The organism is Pseudanabaena sp. PCC 9330 (assembly GCF_055795045.1).
In genome coordinates this window covers 1-16,279 of the sequence record NZ_JAYFES010000054.1, presented here as the reverse complement: position 1 = coordinate 16,279, position 16,279 = coordinate 1, and the positions used below count along the sequence as shown (strand labels likewise).

The window sequence follows — 16,279 nt, the reverse complement described above, 5'->3', positions numbered from 1 at the left end:
ATCCTGACTAACCTGTGCCCTGACACCCGAGTTGTTAGCACCCTTAGAAAATAGTTACACCCTATCGTGTTTGACCCAAAACCAGACCAGATCAGAGGAGAAGTTTATACGAGGCTGACCTGGTTGGGGTTAGGTCAGCTCTAGCTTCTTGAAGCCGCTGCTGCCTAGCCATCAGGGGCTACTGCGTCACAACAGAGCAGGAACGTCAAAGAAACTATGAAAGGTTCCGGGCTAGCAGACCGCCGTCGCTGCCAACCCCTAAAGTTAAGGCCAGTCTAGACCCTGGCCTCAGCGAGCCGATCAAGGTCTCTTCTATAGCCTGGCCTCGCCCTAAGGCCAGGCAGGACAATTCGTATGATTTAAAGCACCGATCTCGACCCTTGCCCTGCCCAGGGGGGTGACTTTTCGGTATAGTCAAATGTTGGATATCGCGGCGTAGGACCCAGCAAAACCCATGGTTCAAGAACGAACATTACCCCAAGCCCAGGCTCCGGTGGCTCAGATCTCGTCGGCTGAGGGGCTGAGGCTCTACGAAGATATGGTCTTGGGCCGCTACTTTGAAGACAAGTGCGCCGAGATGTACTATCGGGGCAAAATGTTTGGGTTTGTGCACCTCTACAACGGTCAAGAGGCCGTCTCTACTGGGGTGATTAAGTCTCTGCGCTCCGATGACTACGTGTGCAGCACCTACCGCGACCACGTCCACGCCCTCAGCGCTGGGGTGCCCGCCAAAAACGTCATGGCCGAGCTATTTGGCAAAGAGACCGGCTGTAGCAAGGGCCGGGGCGGATCCATGCACCTGTTTTCTAGCGAGCACAACCTGCTGGGAGGCTTTGCTTTCATCGGTGAGGGTATTCCCGTTGCTCTAGGGGCGGCATTTCAGTCGCGCTACCGTAAAGACGCCCTGGGCGACCCCAGCGCCGACCAGGTCACCGCCTGCTTTTTTGGCGACGGCACCAGCAACAACGGTCAGTTTTTTGAATGCCTAAACATGGCCGCTCTCTGGAAGCTGCCGATCTTGTTTGTGGTGGAAAACAACAAGTGGGCGATCGGCATGGCCCACGAGCGCGCCACCTCCCAACCTGAGATCTACAAAAAAGCTTCGGTCTTTGGTCTGCCCGGCGTCGAAGTTGACGGCATGGATGTGATGGCTGTGCGGGCTGTGGCCCAGGAGGCCGTGGCCCGCGCCCGCGCTGGCGAAGGCCCCACTCTAATCGAAGCCCTTACCTACCGATTTCGCGGTCACTCTCTAGCTGATCCTGACGAGCTGCGATCGAAAGCCGAAAAAGAAGCCTGGCTGGCTCGCGACCCGATCAAGCGGTTTGAGGCCTACCTGCTAGAGCACAACCTGGTTGATGAGGGGGCGCTGAAGGAAGTGCGCGATCGCATTCAAACCCGCATCGACGACGCCCTCACCTTCGCCGAAGACAGCCCCGAGCCTAGCCCCGACGATCTCTATAAATATATCTTCGCTGAAGACTAGATTCTCCCGTCCCCTCCTCGGAGGGGTGCCCGCAGGGCGGGGTGGGTCTGAGAGAGTTTTGAATCGGGAATTTCTTAGATGTCGAAAAATCTAGCCTGATCCCAAACGCTAGGCTGCAACTTTGCTAAGCCAGTACTCAGACCCACCCCTACCCCTCCTAGGAGGGGATTTGAGCCCTGCTGTTCCAGAGCCCCCACCCCCTATCCATTACCCACCCACATCCCCAAAATGGCAGAAACCCTTCTATTTAACGCCCTCCGCGAGGCCATCGACGAAGAGATGGGCCGCGACGACACCGTCTTTGTGCTGGGCGAAGATGTCGGCGTCTACGGCGGCTCCTACAAGGTCACCAAAGATCTCTACGAGAAGTACGGCGAACTGCGCGTGCTCGACACCCCGATCGCCGAAAACAGCTTTACCGGCATGGCTGTCGGTGCAGCCATGACCGGCCTGCGCCCAATTATCGAGGGCATGAACATGGGCTTTTTGCTGCTGGCCTTTAACCAAATTGCCAACAATGCGGGCATGCTGCGCTATACCTCTGGCGGCAACTACAAAATCCCCATGGTGATTCGCGGCCCCGGTGGCGTGGGACGACAGCTGGGGGCCGAGCACTCCCAGCGGCTAGAGGCCTACTTTCAGGCGGTGCCGGGTCTGAAGATCGTCGCCTGCTCTACCCCCTACAATGCCAAAGGGTTACTCAAAGCCGCCATTCGTGACGACAACCCGGTGCTGTTCTTTGAGCACGTTCTGCTCTACAACCTCAAAGAAGACCTGCCCAATCACGAGTACGTGGTGCCGTTGGATAAAGCCGAGATCGTGCGGCCCGGCAAAGATGTCACCATTCTCACCTACTCGCGCATGCGCCACCATGTCACCCAGGCGGTGAAAGGCCTAGAGAAAAAGGGCATCGACCCCGAGGTGATCGACCTGATTTCCCTCAAGCCCCTCGACTTTGACACCATTGGTGCGTCGATTAAGAAAACCCACCGGGTGATCATCGTCGAAGAGTGTATGAGAACCGGCGGCATTGGAGCCGAAATCATCGCCTCCATCAACGATCGCTACTTTGACGAACTCGATGCCCCCGTGGTGCGGCTGTCGTCCCAAGACATCCCGACCCCCTACAACGGTAAGCTAGAGACACTGACCATCGTGCAGCCCAAGCAAATCGAGGCCGCCGTCGAAAACATGGTCGCCCTCAAAGTCTAGCCATAGGTGGGCACGGCCCACCGTCACCTATATTTGTTAATAAACCTCCCCCCTCTCATTGTTATTTTGTCGGGGTACTATCCCCGCCCGCACCCACACCGCAGCGAATCACCATGGCAAAACATCGAGTCTGGCTAGGGATCATATTGGCGCTCACCATTGCCGCCGTGGGAGTGATTAGCCAGATCCCCACCAATTTGGGGTTAGACCTGCGCGGCGGCTCCCAGCTCACCATTCAGGTGCAGCCCACAGAAGAGGTGCCCACTATCACCGAGCGTGAGATGGAGCGGGTGCGAGAGGTGGTAGAGGGCCGGGTCAACGGCCTTGGTGTAGCAGAGTCGGTGGTGCAGATTGTTGGCAACGACCAGCTGGTGGTACAGCTGCCTGGGGTCAGCGACCCTGAGCAAGCGGAGCGGGTGCTGGGAGGTACGGCTCAGCTTGAGTTTCGCTCCCAGCGGCCCGGTACCGAGCAACAGTTGCCTATCGAAAATCAGATTCTCCAGGGGCACGTTGGGGAGCTGGCGGCACTCCAGGCCACTTTACCGGAGACCCCTGACGAGGTTGACAGCAGCACCCAGGCTCGCATTGACCGGTTGGAGGCCGACATTGCCGCTAGCGAGGCCGCCATTCGCAATTTGTTTGAGCCCAGCACCCTGGGGGGCGACAAACTGGCCGATGCCTTTGCGGGCAACGACAATGGCGGCCGCTGGGTGGTTTCACTGCGGTTTAACAACGAGGGCGGTAACGAGTTTGCTGAGATCAGCCGCTCGGTGGCAGGTACCGGACGCAGCATCGGTATTTTCTTGGACGATCGCATGATCAGCGCCCCCACCGTCAGCGCCGAGTATGCCACCACGGGCATCACTGGCGGCGGTGCCCAGATCTCGGGCAACTTTGACGCCCAGTCGGCTAACGAGCTGGCTATTCAGCTGCGGGGAGGCGCCCTGCCCCTGCCTGTAGAAGTGGTCGAAAACCGCACTGTGGGGGCTACTCTGGGGCGCGACAGCATTCAGCGGAGCCTCTATGCGGGGATGGCGGGTCTGGCATTGGTGCTAGTATTCATGGCGGTTTATTACCGCCTGCCGGGGGTGCTGGCCGATATTTCGCTAATTATCTACGCTCTGCTCACCTGGGCCGCTTTTAATCTGCTGGGGGTCACCCTTACCCTGCCGGGCATTGCCGGGTTCATTCTCAGCATTGGCATGGCGGTGGATGCCAACGTGCTGATCTTTGAGCGCACCCGCGAAGAGCTGCGATCGGACAAGACCCTATATCGCTCTGTCGAGTCGGGCTTTTTCCGGGCTTTTTCGAGCATTTTAGATGGCAATGTTACCACCTTAATCTCTTGCCTAGCGCTGTTTTACTTCGGCGCGGGGCTGGTGAAAGGATTTGCGCTGACCCTGGGCATTGGCGTGCTAATTAGCATGTTCACAGCGTTGACCTGCACTCGTACCCTGATGTTTCTGGCCATCAGTTTGCCTCAGTTTCGGCGCCCCAGCCTGTTTTGCCCCGGCCTAAACCCCGTTCGCCCCAACCCCGTTCGCCCCTAGGAGTGCCTATGAAGCTCAATATCATTCAGCAGCGCGGTCTGTGGTGGGGAATCTCGACCGTCCTAGTGTTGATCAGTCTGGTGTCCATGGCTATTTCATGGCAGCAGTTTGGTGCCCCTCTGAAACCGGGCCTCGACTTTGCTGGTGGTACCCGACTCCAGCTGACTCGGGCCTGTGTGGCCACTGAAAGCTGCGCCGCCGGAATTGATGTCTCCGAGGTGCGGCAGGTACTTGGGCAGCAGGGGCTTGACTCCAGCAGCATTCAAGTGCTGGGCGATGACCAGCAGGTGCTCTCGATTCGCACTCGTAATCTCGATGTCGATGAGCGCACCATTCTGCAAAGTACCTTAGATGAGGCCATTGGCCCCTTTGACCCAAGCTCTACCCAGATTGACTCAGTGGGCCCGGTGATTGGGCGGCAGCTGCTGGTGTCAGGCCTGCTGGCTCTGCTGGTGTCCTTTGCCGGTATTGTGACTTACCTCAGTCTGCGGTTTAAGCTCGACTATGCGCTGCTGGCAATTCTGGCTTTGGCTCACGACGTGATTGTCACTGCCGGAGTGTTTGCCATTCTGGGATTGGTGCTAGGGGTTGAGGTAGACAGCCTATTTATTGTGTCACTGTTAACGATTGTAGGCTTCTCGGTCAATGACACTGTGGTGATTTACGATCGCGTCCGAGAGAACGCAAGGCTCAGCCCCGGTCGCCATATCAACGAAGTGGTTGACAGCGCCGTTAACCAGACCCTAAGCCGCTCGATCAACACCAGTTTGACTACGATCTTGCCCCTGGTTGCGATCTTCATCTTTGGGGGCCAAACCCTAAAATATTTTGCCCTGGCGCTGATTGTGGGCTTTTTGACAGGAGCCTACTCTAGTATTTTTGTGGCCAGCTCTCTGCTGGCCCTATGGCGCGAGCGCAGCGGCCAGGCCTACACCTTGGAAGAGAGCGCTGCCGACCCCCAGCCCGAAACCCTAAGCTAGAGGCCTGACCATGGGCAGCCTAAGCCCACCCATAGAAAAGCTGCGGGCCATTGTTCTGCGCCGCTGGTGGGCCGTCAGCGGGCTGTTGTGGCTGACGATCGCCCCCCTTAGTCTCTGGAGACTGCGACCTGACATTGCTCTGGTGCGCCAGCACTTTACTTGGGCTGCGGTGCGCTATGGACTGGCCTATAACCGTCTTGCCGCCGTCGGGCTGGGCCTCTGTGTGGGGCTGACGGTGGCGCTGCTGGTGGCCGAGAGCCGCTATATTCTTTGGGGTATGACTAAAGCTGAGGTTCAACGGCTAGAAAGGCTGCTGCACCGCATTCACACCCAGGGCAACTCTCACCCGCTATGGCGGCACCTGTATCGCGAATAGATCTTGGCATATCACCTTGTTGCCAGCGATCAAATGCCCTGAAGTTGCTAGATTATTGTCGATGGCTAGACATCTGTGGGTGACATTGGTACCAAGATGTAATTTGATAGAACAGGTAGGCTAACTCCGGTTCTCCGGCGGGCAATCGGGGTTTGATTTTGGTTGGGCACTTAGTCCACCACCAAATTTTCTCAGCTCATTTTATTTCAGCAGAAGGCAGCAGTATCTCAATGACCCTACATAAAGACGGCATCCCCCCCCACGGCGGCACCCTGGTCGATCGCCTGGTGCCCGCCGATAAAAAAGCATTTTATTTAGAACAGGCCGACACTCTGCCGAGGGTGAGTCTTGACGAGCGCGCCTTCTCTGACCTGGTGATGATCGCCATTGGCGGCTTTAGCCCTCTGGAGGGTTTTTTACACCAGGCCGACTACGACACCGTCGTCACCGACATGCGCCTAGCCAATGGCCTGCCCTGGGCCATTCCCGTCACCCTATCGGTGGATGAAGCTACTGCCGCACCCTTACAGGAAGGCAGCCTGGTGCGGCTTGATGACCCTACCGGGCGCTTTGTGGGCGTGCTAGAGCTGCAAGAGAAATACACCTACGACAAAGCTCGTGAGGCAACCCATGTCTACCGCACTGACGATGAGCAGCACCCTGGCGTCAAGGTGGTCTACGACCAGGGAGCTGTAAACTTAGCCGGGCCAATTTGGCTGTTAGAGCGCGATCCCCATCCGCTATTCCCCGTCTACCAAATCGACCCGGTGGCCTCTCGGGCTCTGTTTCGCGATCGCAACTGGAAGACCGTCGTCGGCTTCCAGACCCGCAACCCCATTCACCGCGCCCACGAATATATTCAAAAATGTGCCCTAGAGACCGTCGACGGACTGTTTTTGCACCCGCTGGTGGGAGCCACCAAATCCGACGATATTCCCGCCGATGTGCGCATGCGCTGCTACGAAATCATGGTGGAGCACTACTTTCCCCAAGATCGTGTAATTCTGGCTATCAATCCCTCGGCAATGCGCTACGCTGGCCCTAGAGAAGCGATATTTCACGCGCTAATCCGTAAAAACTATGGCTGCACCCACTTCATTGTGGGCCGCGACCACGCCGGGGTGGGTGATTATTACGGCACCTACGACGCTCAGTACATCTTTGATGAGTTTGAGCCCGCCGAGCTAGGCATTGTACCAATGAAGTTTGAGCACGCCTTCTACTGCACCCGCACCGGGGGCATGGCTACCTCTAAAACTAGCCCTAGCGGTAAAGACGAGCGGATTCACCTGTCGGGCACCAAAGTGCGGGAAATGCTGCGCCGGGGTGAGCTACCCCCACCTGAGTTTTCTCGCCCTGAAGTGGCGGCAGAGCTGGCTAAGGCCATGCGGGTGCCCGAGGCCGTTTAACGCTAGAAATTGGGATGCAATCAACTCGGTGAGATTAGATCGACGGGCGTTTTTGCAACAGGCAGCTCTGGCCCTAGGGGCGCTGGGGATGGGCAGTACTGCGCTGTTGGGCACCGCTAGCCCCTACCACCAGGCTCTAGCAAAGCCTGCCCGTCGCAAGCTTGCCCTGCTGATTGGCATCAACACTTACCCCGATCGCGCCATTGATCCCGGTGTGGCCCAGGATGTGGCTCTCAAGGGTTGTCTCAGCGACGTTGAGCTCCAGCGTCAGCTGCTGGTGCATCGCTTTGGGTTTGACCCAGGCGATGTACTCACTCTGACCAACCAGGAGGCCACTCGCACCAGCATTCTTACCGCCATCGAAGAGCACCTGGTGCAGCAGGCGGGGCCTGACGATGTGGTGCTGCTGCACTTCAGTGGCTATGGTAGCCAGGTGCGAGTACAGGGTAGCGATGGAGCGACCGAGCTAACTACTGCATGGGTGCCTATCGATAGCCGGTTACCCGATGAAACTTCACCAGCCCTATCCGACCTACTAGAGGCCGAGGTGGTGGCCAGACTTAACCGCTTGGCTACCGCCAATCTCACGACCGTTATTGATGCAGGCAGCCAAGATGCTGGGTATCTACGCTGGGGCAATTCGCGGGTCAGGTCGCGCCCCACCGTGCCCACAGGTGTCATACCGTTAGGGGCATTGCCTTACCCTGGTGGCACGGTCTTATTCCTTAATGCCCCCTGGCCGGGGCTGCTGCTGCGGGCTGCCGACCCTGGTTACCTGGTTCTAGAGAGCCAGTGGGATGGGTTTAGCGCTGGAGTGTTGACCTACGCCCTCACCCAGAGTCTTTGGGAATCAGAGCCCAGCCTTAATCCCCAGGTATTGATACACCGTACTGGGCGCTATCTTCAGCGCTGGGTAGGTGCCGATCAGCAGCCGGTGCTGGTCGATCGCCTCGCGCCTCGATCTGGCCCTGCTGCCTACGGTCTGCCTTCTGTGGTGGATACTGCCGCCGGAGTAGTGCTGCCCACCAGTGGCGATCGCTCATCTCTTTGGCTGGGCGGGGTTCCCCCCCAGGTTTTGCGCTATCTTCAGCCCGGCTCATGCCTTGTGGCAGGCTCCTACCCAGGGGTACCCCTGCGGTTAGAATCGCGCAATGGCCTGCACGGCCTGGCTAAACCCCTAGGCGATAGCGCCCTAGCCACTCTGGCCCATCAGCCCATCTATGAACAGGTGCGGGTACTGCCTCGGCCCATCGATCTGGTGGTTGCCCTCGACAGTCAGCTGCGGCGGGTCGAGCGAGTTGACGCTACCAGTGCCTTGGCAGGTATTCCTCTGGTGACGGCGATCGTGGCTGGTGAAAAGGCCGCCGACTGCCTGTTTGGCCGCCTGCCCATTGGCCCGGCCCCCACCCTCACCGCCGCCCTGCCTGGCGTCGCTACCGCTGGGCCTAAGCCCAACGGCAATCGCCCCTCCGAGAGTAGCTATGGGCTGTTTGCCCCCAACCGCACCCTGATGCCTGGCACAATGCTGGCTAAAGAGGAAGCCGTCAAGACAGCCGTCAGCCGACTGGCTCCCTACCTGCAAACTCTGCTGGCCCTCAAGCTGGTGCGACTGACCGAAAATCAAATTTCGTCGCAACTGGCTGTAGCGGCGGTGTTAGAGACTCTACAGCCCAAGCCCCGCCCCCTTTGGGTCAAAACCACCGGACGTAGTGCCCCTCCTATTTGGCCAGTGGCCATTCGCCAGGCCCAAAAGACTCTGGGAGCGGGGGAACCGATGACGTTCACGCGGGACAGTCGGGTGAGCTATCGCCTGGCCAACGGCTCAGACCAGGCTCTACACCTGCTGTGGATTAGCTTTAACAGCCGGGGAGAATGCACGGCCCTCATGCCCTTGCCTGAGGTGGAAGCAGACGAGAATGAGCCGGCCGATCGCCCTCTAGGAACTGCGCCATTAGCCCCAGGAGAGGTGCTGATCTTCCCCAACGATGGGGCGGGCTGGGCCATGCCGAGGCTGGCCACCTGGGCTGAAGCCCACATTGTGCTCAGTACGCAGCCGCTCGATCGCTGTTTGGCGGTGTTGAACAGTACCCCGCCATCTCTGGCAACGGGCTTTAGGCCGGTGCCAGAGCCGCTGAAGCTAGCTCAGGCGCTGCTGCAAGACCTGAACGCGGCTAGTGGCGAGGATGCGCCCGATAGCTATGTCCTACACCATGATCGCTGGGCGACCCTGAGCCTGCGCTACGAGGTGGTGTAGCCCATATTTAGGTGGCTAAGGCAATGTCGAGAGCTAGGCGAGCCTTGGTTGACGATGTGCCCTCAGGCTCCTCGAGGCAAGGCTATGTTGAACTGGAGGGGCTTAACCGGAAAGCCAAACAATCTAGACAAAAGGAGGGGGTGGCCCATCGGCACCCCCTCCTTTTGCCTTTTATTGAGTGAGTTAGCCCTCGTTGCTCCCGGCTAGCTTCACCTTTTTGGCCAGACCGACCGATTGCAGCAGGCGAATGGTCATCCAGGTCATGTCCACCTCCCACCATTTGAGGCCGTGGCGGGCCGAGTACTGGTAGGCGTGGTGGTTGTTGTGCCAGCCTTCACCATAGGTGAGCACCGCCACCCACCAGCAGTTGGTAGAGTGGTCTTCGGTCTCATGGCTGCGGTAGCCAAACTTGTGGGTAGCGCTGTTGACCAGCCAGGTGCAGTGGTAAACCGCCACCAGTCGAACAAAGATACCCCACAGCACAAAGGACCAGCCCCCTACCGCGTAGAGCACCAAGCCCAGGGCCACCTGCATCAGCAGAAAATACTTTTCGCAGAACAGGTAAAACCGATCGTCTTTGATGTCGCGAATGAAGCGATCGATGTCATGGCGAGCCGGTACTTCGCGCAGCATCCAACCCATATGGCTCCACCAGAAGCCCTTGTTAGAGTCATGGTGGTCAAAGGCTTGGTCAGAGTAGGCGTGGTGGTGGCGGTGCAGACCCACCCACATAATCGGGCCGTGCTGGCAGGCCAAGGTACCGCAAAACACAAAGAAGTACTCTAGCCATTTGGGCACTGTAAAGCTGCGGTGTGACACCAGTCGGTGCCAGCCCAGGGTGATGCCCAGGCAGCCGGTAAACCAGTGGAGTAGCAGGGCTACCCCCACTGCCGCCCAAGAAAAATTGGCGGGCAAAAACGCTAGGGCCGCCATGCTGTGGACAAAGATCATGAAGCCAAGGGTGACCCAATCGCGGGGTAAACGCTCGGTAATTACAGCAGTCATGCAAAAATCTCAGAGTTTTGGACAAAGGCCCCAGCAGAAATCCTCGGCAAGAATTTTGCTCAGGCAGAGTAAATGTAGGGGACAATAATTACCCCTGTTTCTTAACGAAAAAATTTAATCATTGCAACAATCAAACCTGATCATGCCGCCAGACTCGACACTTCTTCCGATTTTTTATGGAATTGACGCTCAGGTCAAGCAAAACCTATCGAGGGTGCTAAAAGCCTTTCGGCAGCACCGGGTGAGTAGCTATCACTTTAGCAGTGTGTCGGGCTACGGCCACGACGATCTGGGGCGCGACACCCTCGATCGCGTCTTTGCCGACATTGTGCAGGCGGAGGCGGCTCTGGTGCGATCGCAGTTTGTCTCGGGCACCCATGCGATCGCCTGCGCCCTATATGGGGTACTGCGTCCTGGCGATGAAATGCTAGCGGTGGCAGGCACGCCCTACGACACCCTGGAAGAAGTAATTGGTCTACGCAGCACAGGTCAAGGATCGCTAGCAGAATTTGGGGTGTCCTATCGAGAATTACCGCTGAGTATTGACCATACCGTCGACTGGGATGCCCTGGCTCTGTCGATTGGGCCAAAAACCCGACTGGTACATATCCAGCGCTCCTGCGGCTATAGCTGGCGGTCGACTCTCACCGTAGCCGAGATCGAAAAAATCGTCCGCGTAGTAAAAGATCAAAACCCTGAAGTGGTCTGTTTTGTCGACAACTGCTACGGCGAGTTTCTAGAAGACCGTGAACCCACCGCCGTTGGCGCTGACCTGATCGCCGGGTCGCTGATCAAAAATCCGGGCGGTACCATTGCCCCCACAGGTGGTTACGTGGCGGGCCGGGCCGACCTAGTCGCTGCTGCCGCCTGTCGCCTCACCGCGCCCGGCATCGGGGCCAGCGGGGGGTCTAGCCTCAACCTCAACCGGCTGCTCTACCAGGGGCTGTTTCTGGCCCCCCAGATGGTGGGCGAGGCCATGAAGGGCAATTTTCTGCTTGCCAGCACCTTTGCCGCCCTGGGGTACCCGGTCAACCCCGCTCCCACCGCCTCTCAGCGCGATGTGATCCAGGCCATTCGTCTCGGGGCGCCCGAAAAGCTGATTGCCTTTTGTAAGGCGGTGCAGCAGCACTCCCCCATCGATGCCTACGTAGAACCCGTACCAGCGGGTATGCCCGGCTATGACAGCGAACTGGTGATGGCTGGGGGAACTTTTATTGATGGCAGTACCTCAGAGCTATCTGCCGACGGCCCCTTGAGAGAGCCCTACATTGTCTACTGCCAAGGGGGCACCCACTGGACCCATGTCGCCCTGGCGATCGAGGCGGCGGTAGAGGCGATCGGGCCAGCGTAGAAAACCACAAAAAAGGGGCTGAACAATTCAGCCCCCTTTTTTATGACGATGAGACTAGCCCTAGCTGTGGCCGCCGCTCACTAGAGTGGTGAGGATGGGCAGATTCGCTGCTAGCAGGTAGGCAAAGGTGGCTCCGCCGATGCCGCCGATTAAAAAGCCGCCCGCAAACTCACTCCAGCCTTCATCGGTCTCAAGGCTAGCGGGAGGAGTGAAGGGCGTGGTGGTCTTGGTCACGTCGGTGTTGACGCCAGCACCCGAGTAGATGGACAGGCAAGCGGTCAAGATGACCACCAGGGCCGAAGCGCTCAGCAGCCCAGCCAGGCCAGGAATCTCAGAATCGCGCAGGGGGCCAAGCAGGGCAAAAGGACCATAGAGCAAGTAGCCGTGGGCCATGCCGATCTCCAAACCCCGCCGCTGGGGCGAGAGCCCTTTACGATAGGCAGGCAGATTGCCAATAAAAGCCCGAGAAAATGCGGAGGAATTGATCGGCGTCTCAAGGTTGCCGATTTGTGGATCCCCAGCGGGCTGAATGAGGTCTGTCATGGGGGAATATCTCCAACTCAAACAAAATCACAGCAAATGTAAGTAAACCTGAACCAGCTCCAAGCGTAGAACCCTGCCATGGTTAAAATCGACAGAGCTCTCGCTGGACTTGGGATAAAAGGTTCTTAGATCAAACGGCAAGACGCCACCGGCGCTGCTAAAGCCTCTAAGACCTGTTGTCGTGGCAGACATTCCTAGGGATGCAGCAGCAAATCGGGAAAGAAGCGGTTGAATTCGATCAAGATACCAGCGGTAATTACCATCCACACGGTGGCCAACACCGGAGCGGAGGACAGGTACCGAAGCAGGTTGTTGTCCATGGTCTATATCTCCTGGGTCGTTGTTCTAAAAGCAAGTGGAGTAGGTTACCTAGCGAGGAGATACGGTGATCTCGTCGTCTTTGGCAAACATTTCGCCACTGGCAATATCTTTGAAGGCAGCTAGGGGCCAGGCAAACCCAGATAGAGAGCACTTGAGGGCCAAAGGCACATCAATGATGATCTCTTTATCCTCAGGATTTTTCTCACCACGCACCGCGATCACGTAGGCGCGACCGACCCAGCCAATCCACCCGGCGATATAGAGAAACAGCAGGCCAGGAATCAAAAATTCACCAGCGTGGGCCAGGTCGCCGTCTACCACGAGGTGGGGTAGGCCGTCGGTGCCGCACAGCAGGCTAGAGCTGCCATAAAAGTCGAATCGAGCCTTGGCCGACTCAGTCTTAGCACCAGCGGCCCGCTTTAAGAAGGCCTCGTTTTGGCCGCAGGGGGTCAAGCCCGCTACATTGTCGCCAGCGATGCTAGCGGAGGCCGGGGCGGCAAACCCAAACCAGAGAAATACTACAAGCGCTACAGCAAAAAACCGTCGCATAAACCGTTCCTTTTAATTACCTAAGAAACCTAGGGCGATTTGAACGTAAAGTTAAGTTTTTTGAACAAAAATTCACCCAACTTGGTCGTCATAATACCCCGCCGCCGAACCTCCGTAAAGCTAAGATCACTAGGGTGTTTACATCTCTACAAATAACGATTCACTCGGTTTTAGTACCCCTGGGACGGCGATATCAATGGCGACAGTTTTGGCTTTAGAAACCAGTTGTGATGAGACGGCGGTGGCGGTGGTGCGCGATCGCACCATTCTCAGCAGCATTGTGGCCTCCCAAATCCCCATCCACCAGCCCTATGGCGGCATTGTGCCCGAGGTGGCCTCGCGCCACCACGTGGTCACCTTGGGGGATGGCCTCAGTGCCGCTATGGCCCAGGCCGAGCTGGGCTGGGACGCCATTGATGGGGTGGCCGCCACCTGTGCGCCAGGCCTGGTGGGGGCGCTGCTGGTGGGGCTGACGGCGGGCAAAACCCTGGCCATGGTGCACCAAAAGCCGTTTTTGGGGGTGCACCACCTGGAGGGGCATATCTACGCTAACTACCTGGCCAGCCCCGATCTACAGCCCCCCTACCTGTGCCTGCTGGTGTCGGGCGGTCACACCAGCCTGATCTATGTCAAGGGCTGTGGCCAGTACCAAACCCTGGGCCACACCCGTGACGATGCGGCGGGCGAAGCCTTTGACAAGGTGGCCCGGCTGATGGGGCTGGGCTATCCTGGCGGCCCGGTGATCGACAAGCTGGCCCAGCAGGGCGACCCCAAGACTTTTCCCTTGCCCGAGGGCAATATTTCGCTACCGGAGGGTGGCTTTCACCCCTACGACTCCAGCTTTAGCGGGCTTAAGACGGCGATGCTGCGCCTGGTGGCAAAGCTCAAGGCTGAGGGGGTAGACCCGCTGCCGGTAGCTGACCTAGCGGCGAGCTTTCAGTCGACGGTGGCCCGGGGCTTGACCAAGCGGGTAGTGGCCTGCGCCCAAGCCTATGGCCTCTCTACCGTTGCTGTAGGGGGCGGGGTGGCGGCCAATAGTGGCCTACGCCAGCATCTCCAGCAGGCGGCTGAAACCCACGGGCTGCTGGTAATTTTTCCGCCCCTGAGCCTGTGTACCGACAATGCGGCGATGATTGGCGCTGCCGCTGCCGATCACCTCAACCACGGTCACCGCTCGGGGCTAGATCTGGGGGCGCGATCGCGCCTTGAACTGGCCCAGGTGATGGATCTCTACCATCCCTCACTTGGGGCTTGACGCTACACTGGGCAGTGATACCCCGCAATTAGGACGTCTTAGTTTTTTTGCTGCTGTTTCCGGTGACCGGCACCGTCCTTCGATCTATGACCTCAAAGCGTTTACCATCGATCTCCTGGTCTGGCTCTCGCCGGGTTGCTGGGGTGGGGAGCATTGCTCTGGCCCTGGTAGCAGCGGGCTGTGCAACCCAGTCGGTCGACCCCAGGGCTGTCGCTGACAGCTACGAAGCCCGTCTGGCCGATCATCTGGCGGCTACGGGCAGCGTTATGTATGGTGCCTACTGGTGCCCACACTGCGCCGATCAAAAAGCGCTGTTTCAGCAGGCTGCTGACCAGGTGCCCTACGTGGAATGCGCCGCCGATGGCGACAATGCTCAGCCTGATCTGTGTCAGCAGAAGGGCATTCAGGCCTACCCCACCTGGGAAATTGGCGGGCAGATCCACCTGGGGGTAAAGTCCTTAAATGAATTGGCGACTATGACGGGTTTTGAGGCACCTCAGTAGATAATCTTGGGCATCTTGATGGGTTGCTCTAAGGCTTGTTGTTTCGACTCTTGTCGCCCTTAGGCTTGTCGTTTTAAGTTACGGATTCCTTCACTGGCTTTTTGTTTTGCACAATTCCAGCTCCCACTCCCATTCTCACCTGCACGAGGTTGGCCAGCCCGCCGATAGTCCTGCCCACCCCCACATCCACGACCCCGAGTCGCTGCGGCGCATTGTCAATCGCCTGGCCCGCATTGAGGGCCACATTCGCGGCATTAAAACCATGGTGCAGGAGAGCCGCCCTTGCCCCGATGTGCTGGTGCAGGTGGCGGCGGTGCGCGGTGCCCTTGACCGGGTGGCCCGCATCATTCTCGACGAGCACCTGACTGAGTGTATTGGCCGGGCTGCCGAGGACGGCAACATAGAGGCTGAAATTGCCGAACTCAAGGCGGCACTCGATCGCTTTTTGCCCTGATATTTTCTAGGCCGCCATCGCCAAAGCAAAGCAGGCATATGCCCTTGGTGGGTTGGAGCGCGCTTGCTCAACCGTTCGACACAGGTTTGAGTTCTTTTTGAGCAATCTGGGGCAGGCTCTAGAGAGTAACTAGGGCCGACCGTCTTTTCTGGCGGTCAGGCAGAAAACTCGCCCCGTAAGCTTTGTCGGGTGCTGCGATCGCGTCACCCAATCTAAAAATTTAGGTTTGAAAATTTAGGTTTGACAGCCCCCTTAGGCCGCGATGAAGCGATCGTGTTTTCGCAGCATCTGGCGCTCAAACTGGCGTACCCAGTGGCTAAAGCGATCGCTGTCCTGGGCCGTAGCAAAGGCGATCGGGGTGCGCAGCAGCAGAGCCACATATTCTTCCTTAGTGCGTACCACAACAGCGGTTTGAGGGCCTAGCTCAATGGTGATATGAGAAAACCCCTCCACATTGAGGGAGGACATCAGCAGCGATTTAAGCCCCAGAGCCTGAAATACAATCTGCACCCAGCTGGTGCTGGTATTGTCAGCGGTCACAAAATACTCTCGGGGTAGGCCGCTAAAGTCAAAAATAGCCACCCCGATGATGTTCTCCAGCAGTTTGTCTTGGGCGGAGACTTGAGTCGCTGGCTGCGTCGGTAGAGATGCCTTGGCCGTAGTCATAGACGGGTAAAGGTGCCACAGAATTTTAAAACCATAGGCCACGTGGTGGGAACGATACCGTTGGCCTGGGCAGGAACCCCAATTAGGCTTAGCATACCCGCCCAGGGCAGGGAAATCATGATGGCGACATTTCTCCCCGTCAGTCTAGGGGCTCGTGGTCGTTGTTCGGGAGACTTGACATAGAGGGGCTGCTCACCGGCCATGCTCCCTTTGATCAAACCAGTGGCGACGCTAAACAATCCTTGCTCAAGGTCTGAGGCCAGACCCGTATCTGGGTGCATCCCAGTCTTGTAAGTCTAGGGATAAGACGCTGTTCAAAGCCCTTAATTCTCCTATGTTTGATGACTACGTATTTGTACTTATTGCAA

Annotated in this window: 16 protein-coding genes; 11 read left to right on the top strand and 5 right to left on the bottom strand. The window is 57.9% G+C overall.

Annotation, left to right across the window (positions count from 1 at the left end):
* The first annotated feature begins 454 nt into the window (after positions 1 to 454).
* The 7 genes from pdhA (at position 455) to AC0QKW_RS02240 (ending at position 9,264) form a co-directional block, all read left to right on the top strand.
* Positions 455 to 1,483: a pyruvate dehydrogenase (acetyl-transferring) E1 component subunit alpha gene (pdhA, locus tag AC0QKW_RS02270; protein WP_473149431.1), complete on the top strand. Its 1,029-nt coding sequence runs from the start codon at positions 455 to 457 to the stop codon at positions 1,481 to 1,483.
* Positions 1,484 to 1,711: 228 nt separating this feature from the next.
* The gene (locus AC0QKW_RS02265; RefSeq protein ID WP_473149430.1) at positions 1,712 to 2,695 is read left to right on the top strand and encodes a pyruvate dehydrogenase complex E1 component subunit beta; all 984 of its coding nucleotides are present in this window, start codon (positions 1,712 to 1,714) and stop codon (positions 2,693 to 2,695) included.
* A gap of 113 nt (positions 2,696 to 2,808) precedes the next feature.
* On the top strand, positions 2,809 to 4,245 hold the full coding sequence (gene secD / locus AC0QKW_RS02260) for a protein translocase subunit SecD (RefSeq protein ID WP_473149429.1): 1,437 nt from the start codon (positions 2,809 to 2,811) through the stop codon (positions 4,243 to 4,245).
* 8 nt (positions 4,246 to 4,253) lie between these two features.
* Entirely contained in the window at positions 4,254 to 5,225 is a 972-nt protein-coding gene (gene secF, locus AC0QKW_RS02255; RefSeq protein WP_473149428.1) for a protein translocase subunit SecF, read from the top strand.
* 10 nt (positions 5,226 to 5,235) lie between these two features.
* A complete protein-coding gene (locus tag AC0QKW_RS02250) occupies positions 5,236 to 5,601 on the top strand; it encodes a hypothetical protein (protein WP_473149427.1) in 366 nt (121 codons plus the stop codon).
* A 230-nt stretch (positions 5,602 to 5,831) separates the two neighbouring features.
* Positions 5,832 to 7,010 carry a sulfate adenylyltransferase gene (gene sat / locus AC0QKW_RS02245; RefSeq protein ID WP_473149426.1) on the top strand — a complete coding sequence of 393 codons (1,179 nt, stop codon included), beginning with the start codon at positions 5,832 to 5,834 and terminating at the stop codon, positions 7,008 to 7,010.
* A 28-nt stretch (positions 7,011 to 7,038) separates the two neighbouring features.
* Complete coding sequence (locus AC0QKW_RS02240) at positions 7,039 to 9,264, top strand: caspase family protein (RefSeq protein WP_473149425.1); 2,226 nt, start codon at positions 7,039 to 7,041, stop codon at positions 9,262 to 9,264.
* A gap of 183 nt (positions 9,265 to 9,447) precedes the next feature.
* Here AC0QKW_RS02240 and AC0QKW_RS02235 read toward each other — a convergent pair whose 3' ends face one another.
* Positions 9,448 to 10,269, bottom strand: a complete 822-nt coding sequence (locus tag AC0QKW_RS02235; RefSeq protein WP_473149424.1) for an acyl-CoA desaturase — start codon at positions 10,267 to 10,269, stop codon at positions 9,448 to 9,450.
* A gap of 142 nt (positions 10,270 to 10,411) precedes the next feature.
* On the opposite strand from AC0QKW_RS02235, the gene AC0QKW_RS02230 reads away from it, so the two are divergent.
* Positions 10,412 to 11,620 carry a methionine gamma-lyase family protein gene (locus tag AC0QKW_RS02230; protein WP_473149423.1) on the top strand — a complete coding sequence of 403 codons (1,209 nt, stop codon included), beginning with the start codon at positions 10,412 to 10,414 and terminating at the stop codon, positions 11,618 to 11,620.
* Positions 11,621 to 11,680: 60 nt separating this feature from the next.
* Here the strand turns inward: AC0QKW_RS02230 and AC0QKW_RS02225 are convergent, their stop codons facing one another.
* The 3 genes from AC0QKW_RS02225 to AC0QKW_RS02215 all read right to left on the bottom strand — a co-directional run bounded on the left by AC0QKW_RS02225 (position 11,681) and on the right by AC0QKW_RS02215 (position 13,033).
* Positions 11,681 to 12,163: a photosystem I reaction center subunit XI gene (locus AC0QKW_RS02225; RefSeq protein ID WP_473149422.1), complete on the bottom strand. Its 483-nt coding sequence runs from the start codon at positions 12,161 to 12,163 to the stop codon at positions 11,681 to 11,683.
* Between the two features lie 194 nt (positions 12,164 to 12,357).
* Complete coding sequence (psaJ, locus tag AC0QKW_RS02220; RefSeq protein WP_017301046.1) at positions 12,358 to 12,483, bottom strand: photosystem I reaction center subunit IX; 126 nt, start codon at positions 12,481 to 12,483, stop codon at positions 12,358 to 12,360.
* A 49-nt stretch (positions 12,484 to 12,532) separates the two neighbouring features.
* Positions 12,533 to 13,033, bottom strand: a complete 501-nt coding sequence (locus AC0QKW_RS02215; protein WP_473149421.1) for a Photosystem I reaction center subunit III — start codon at positions 13,031 to 13,033, stop codon at positions 12,533 to 12,535.
* A gap of 196 nt (positions 13,034 to 13,229) precedes the next feature.
* On the opposite strand from AC0QKW_RS02215, the gene tsaD reads away from it, so the two are divergent.
* The 3 genes from tsaD (at position 13,230) to AC0QKW_RS02200 (ending at position 15,245) form a co-directional block, all read left to right on the top strand.
* The gene (gene tsaD, locus AC0QKW_RS02210) at positions 13,230 to 14,288 is read left to right on the top strand and encodes a tRNA (adenosine(37)-N6)-threonylcarbamoyltransferase complex transferase subunit TsaD (RefSeq protein WP_473149420.1); all 1,059 of its coding nucleotides are present in this window, start codon (positions 13,230 to 13,232) and stop codon (positions 14,286 to 14,288) included.
* An 86-nt stretch (positions 14,289 to 14,374) separates the two neighbouring features.
* A complete protein-coding gene (locus AC0QKW_RS02205; RefSeq protein WP_473149419.1) occupies positions 14,375 to 14,791 on the top strand; it encodes a glutaredoxin family protein in 417 nt (138 codons plus the stop codon).
* A gap of 139 nt (positions 14,792 to 14,930) precedes the next feature.
* Entirely contained in the window at positions 14,931 to 15,245 is a 315-nt protein-coding gene (locus AC0QKW_RS02200; protein WP_473149443.1) for a metal-sensing transcriptional repressor, read from the top strand.
* A gap of 252 nt (positions 15,246 to 15,497) precedes the next feature.
* Here the strand turns inward: AC0QKW_RS02200 and AC0QKW_RS02195 are convergent, their stop codons facing one another.
* Positions 15,498 to 15,911, bottom strand: a complete 414-nt coding sequence (locus tag AC0QKW_RS02195) for a hypothetical protein (protein ID WP_473149418.1) — start codon at positions 15,909 to 15,911, stop codon at positions 15,498 to 15,500.
* Positions 15,912 to 16,279: the final 368 nt, after the last annotated feature.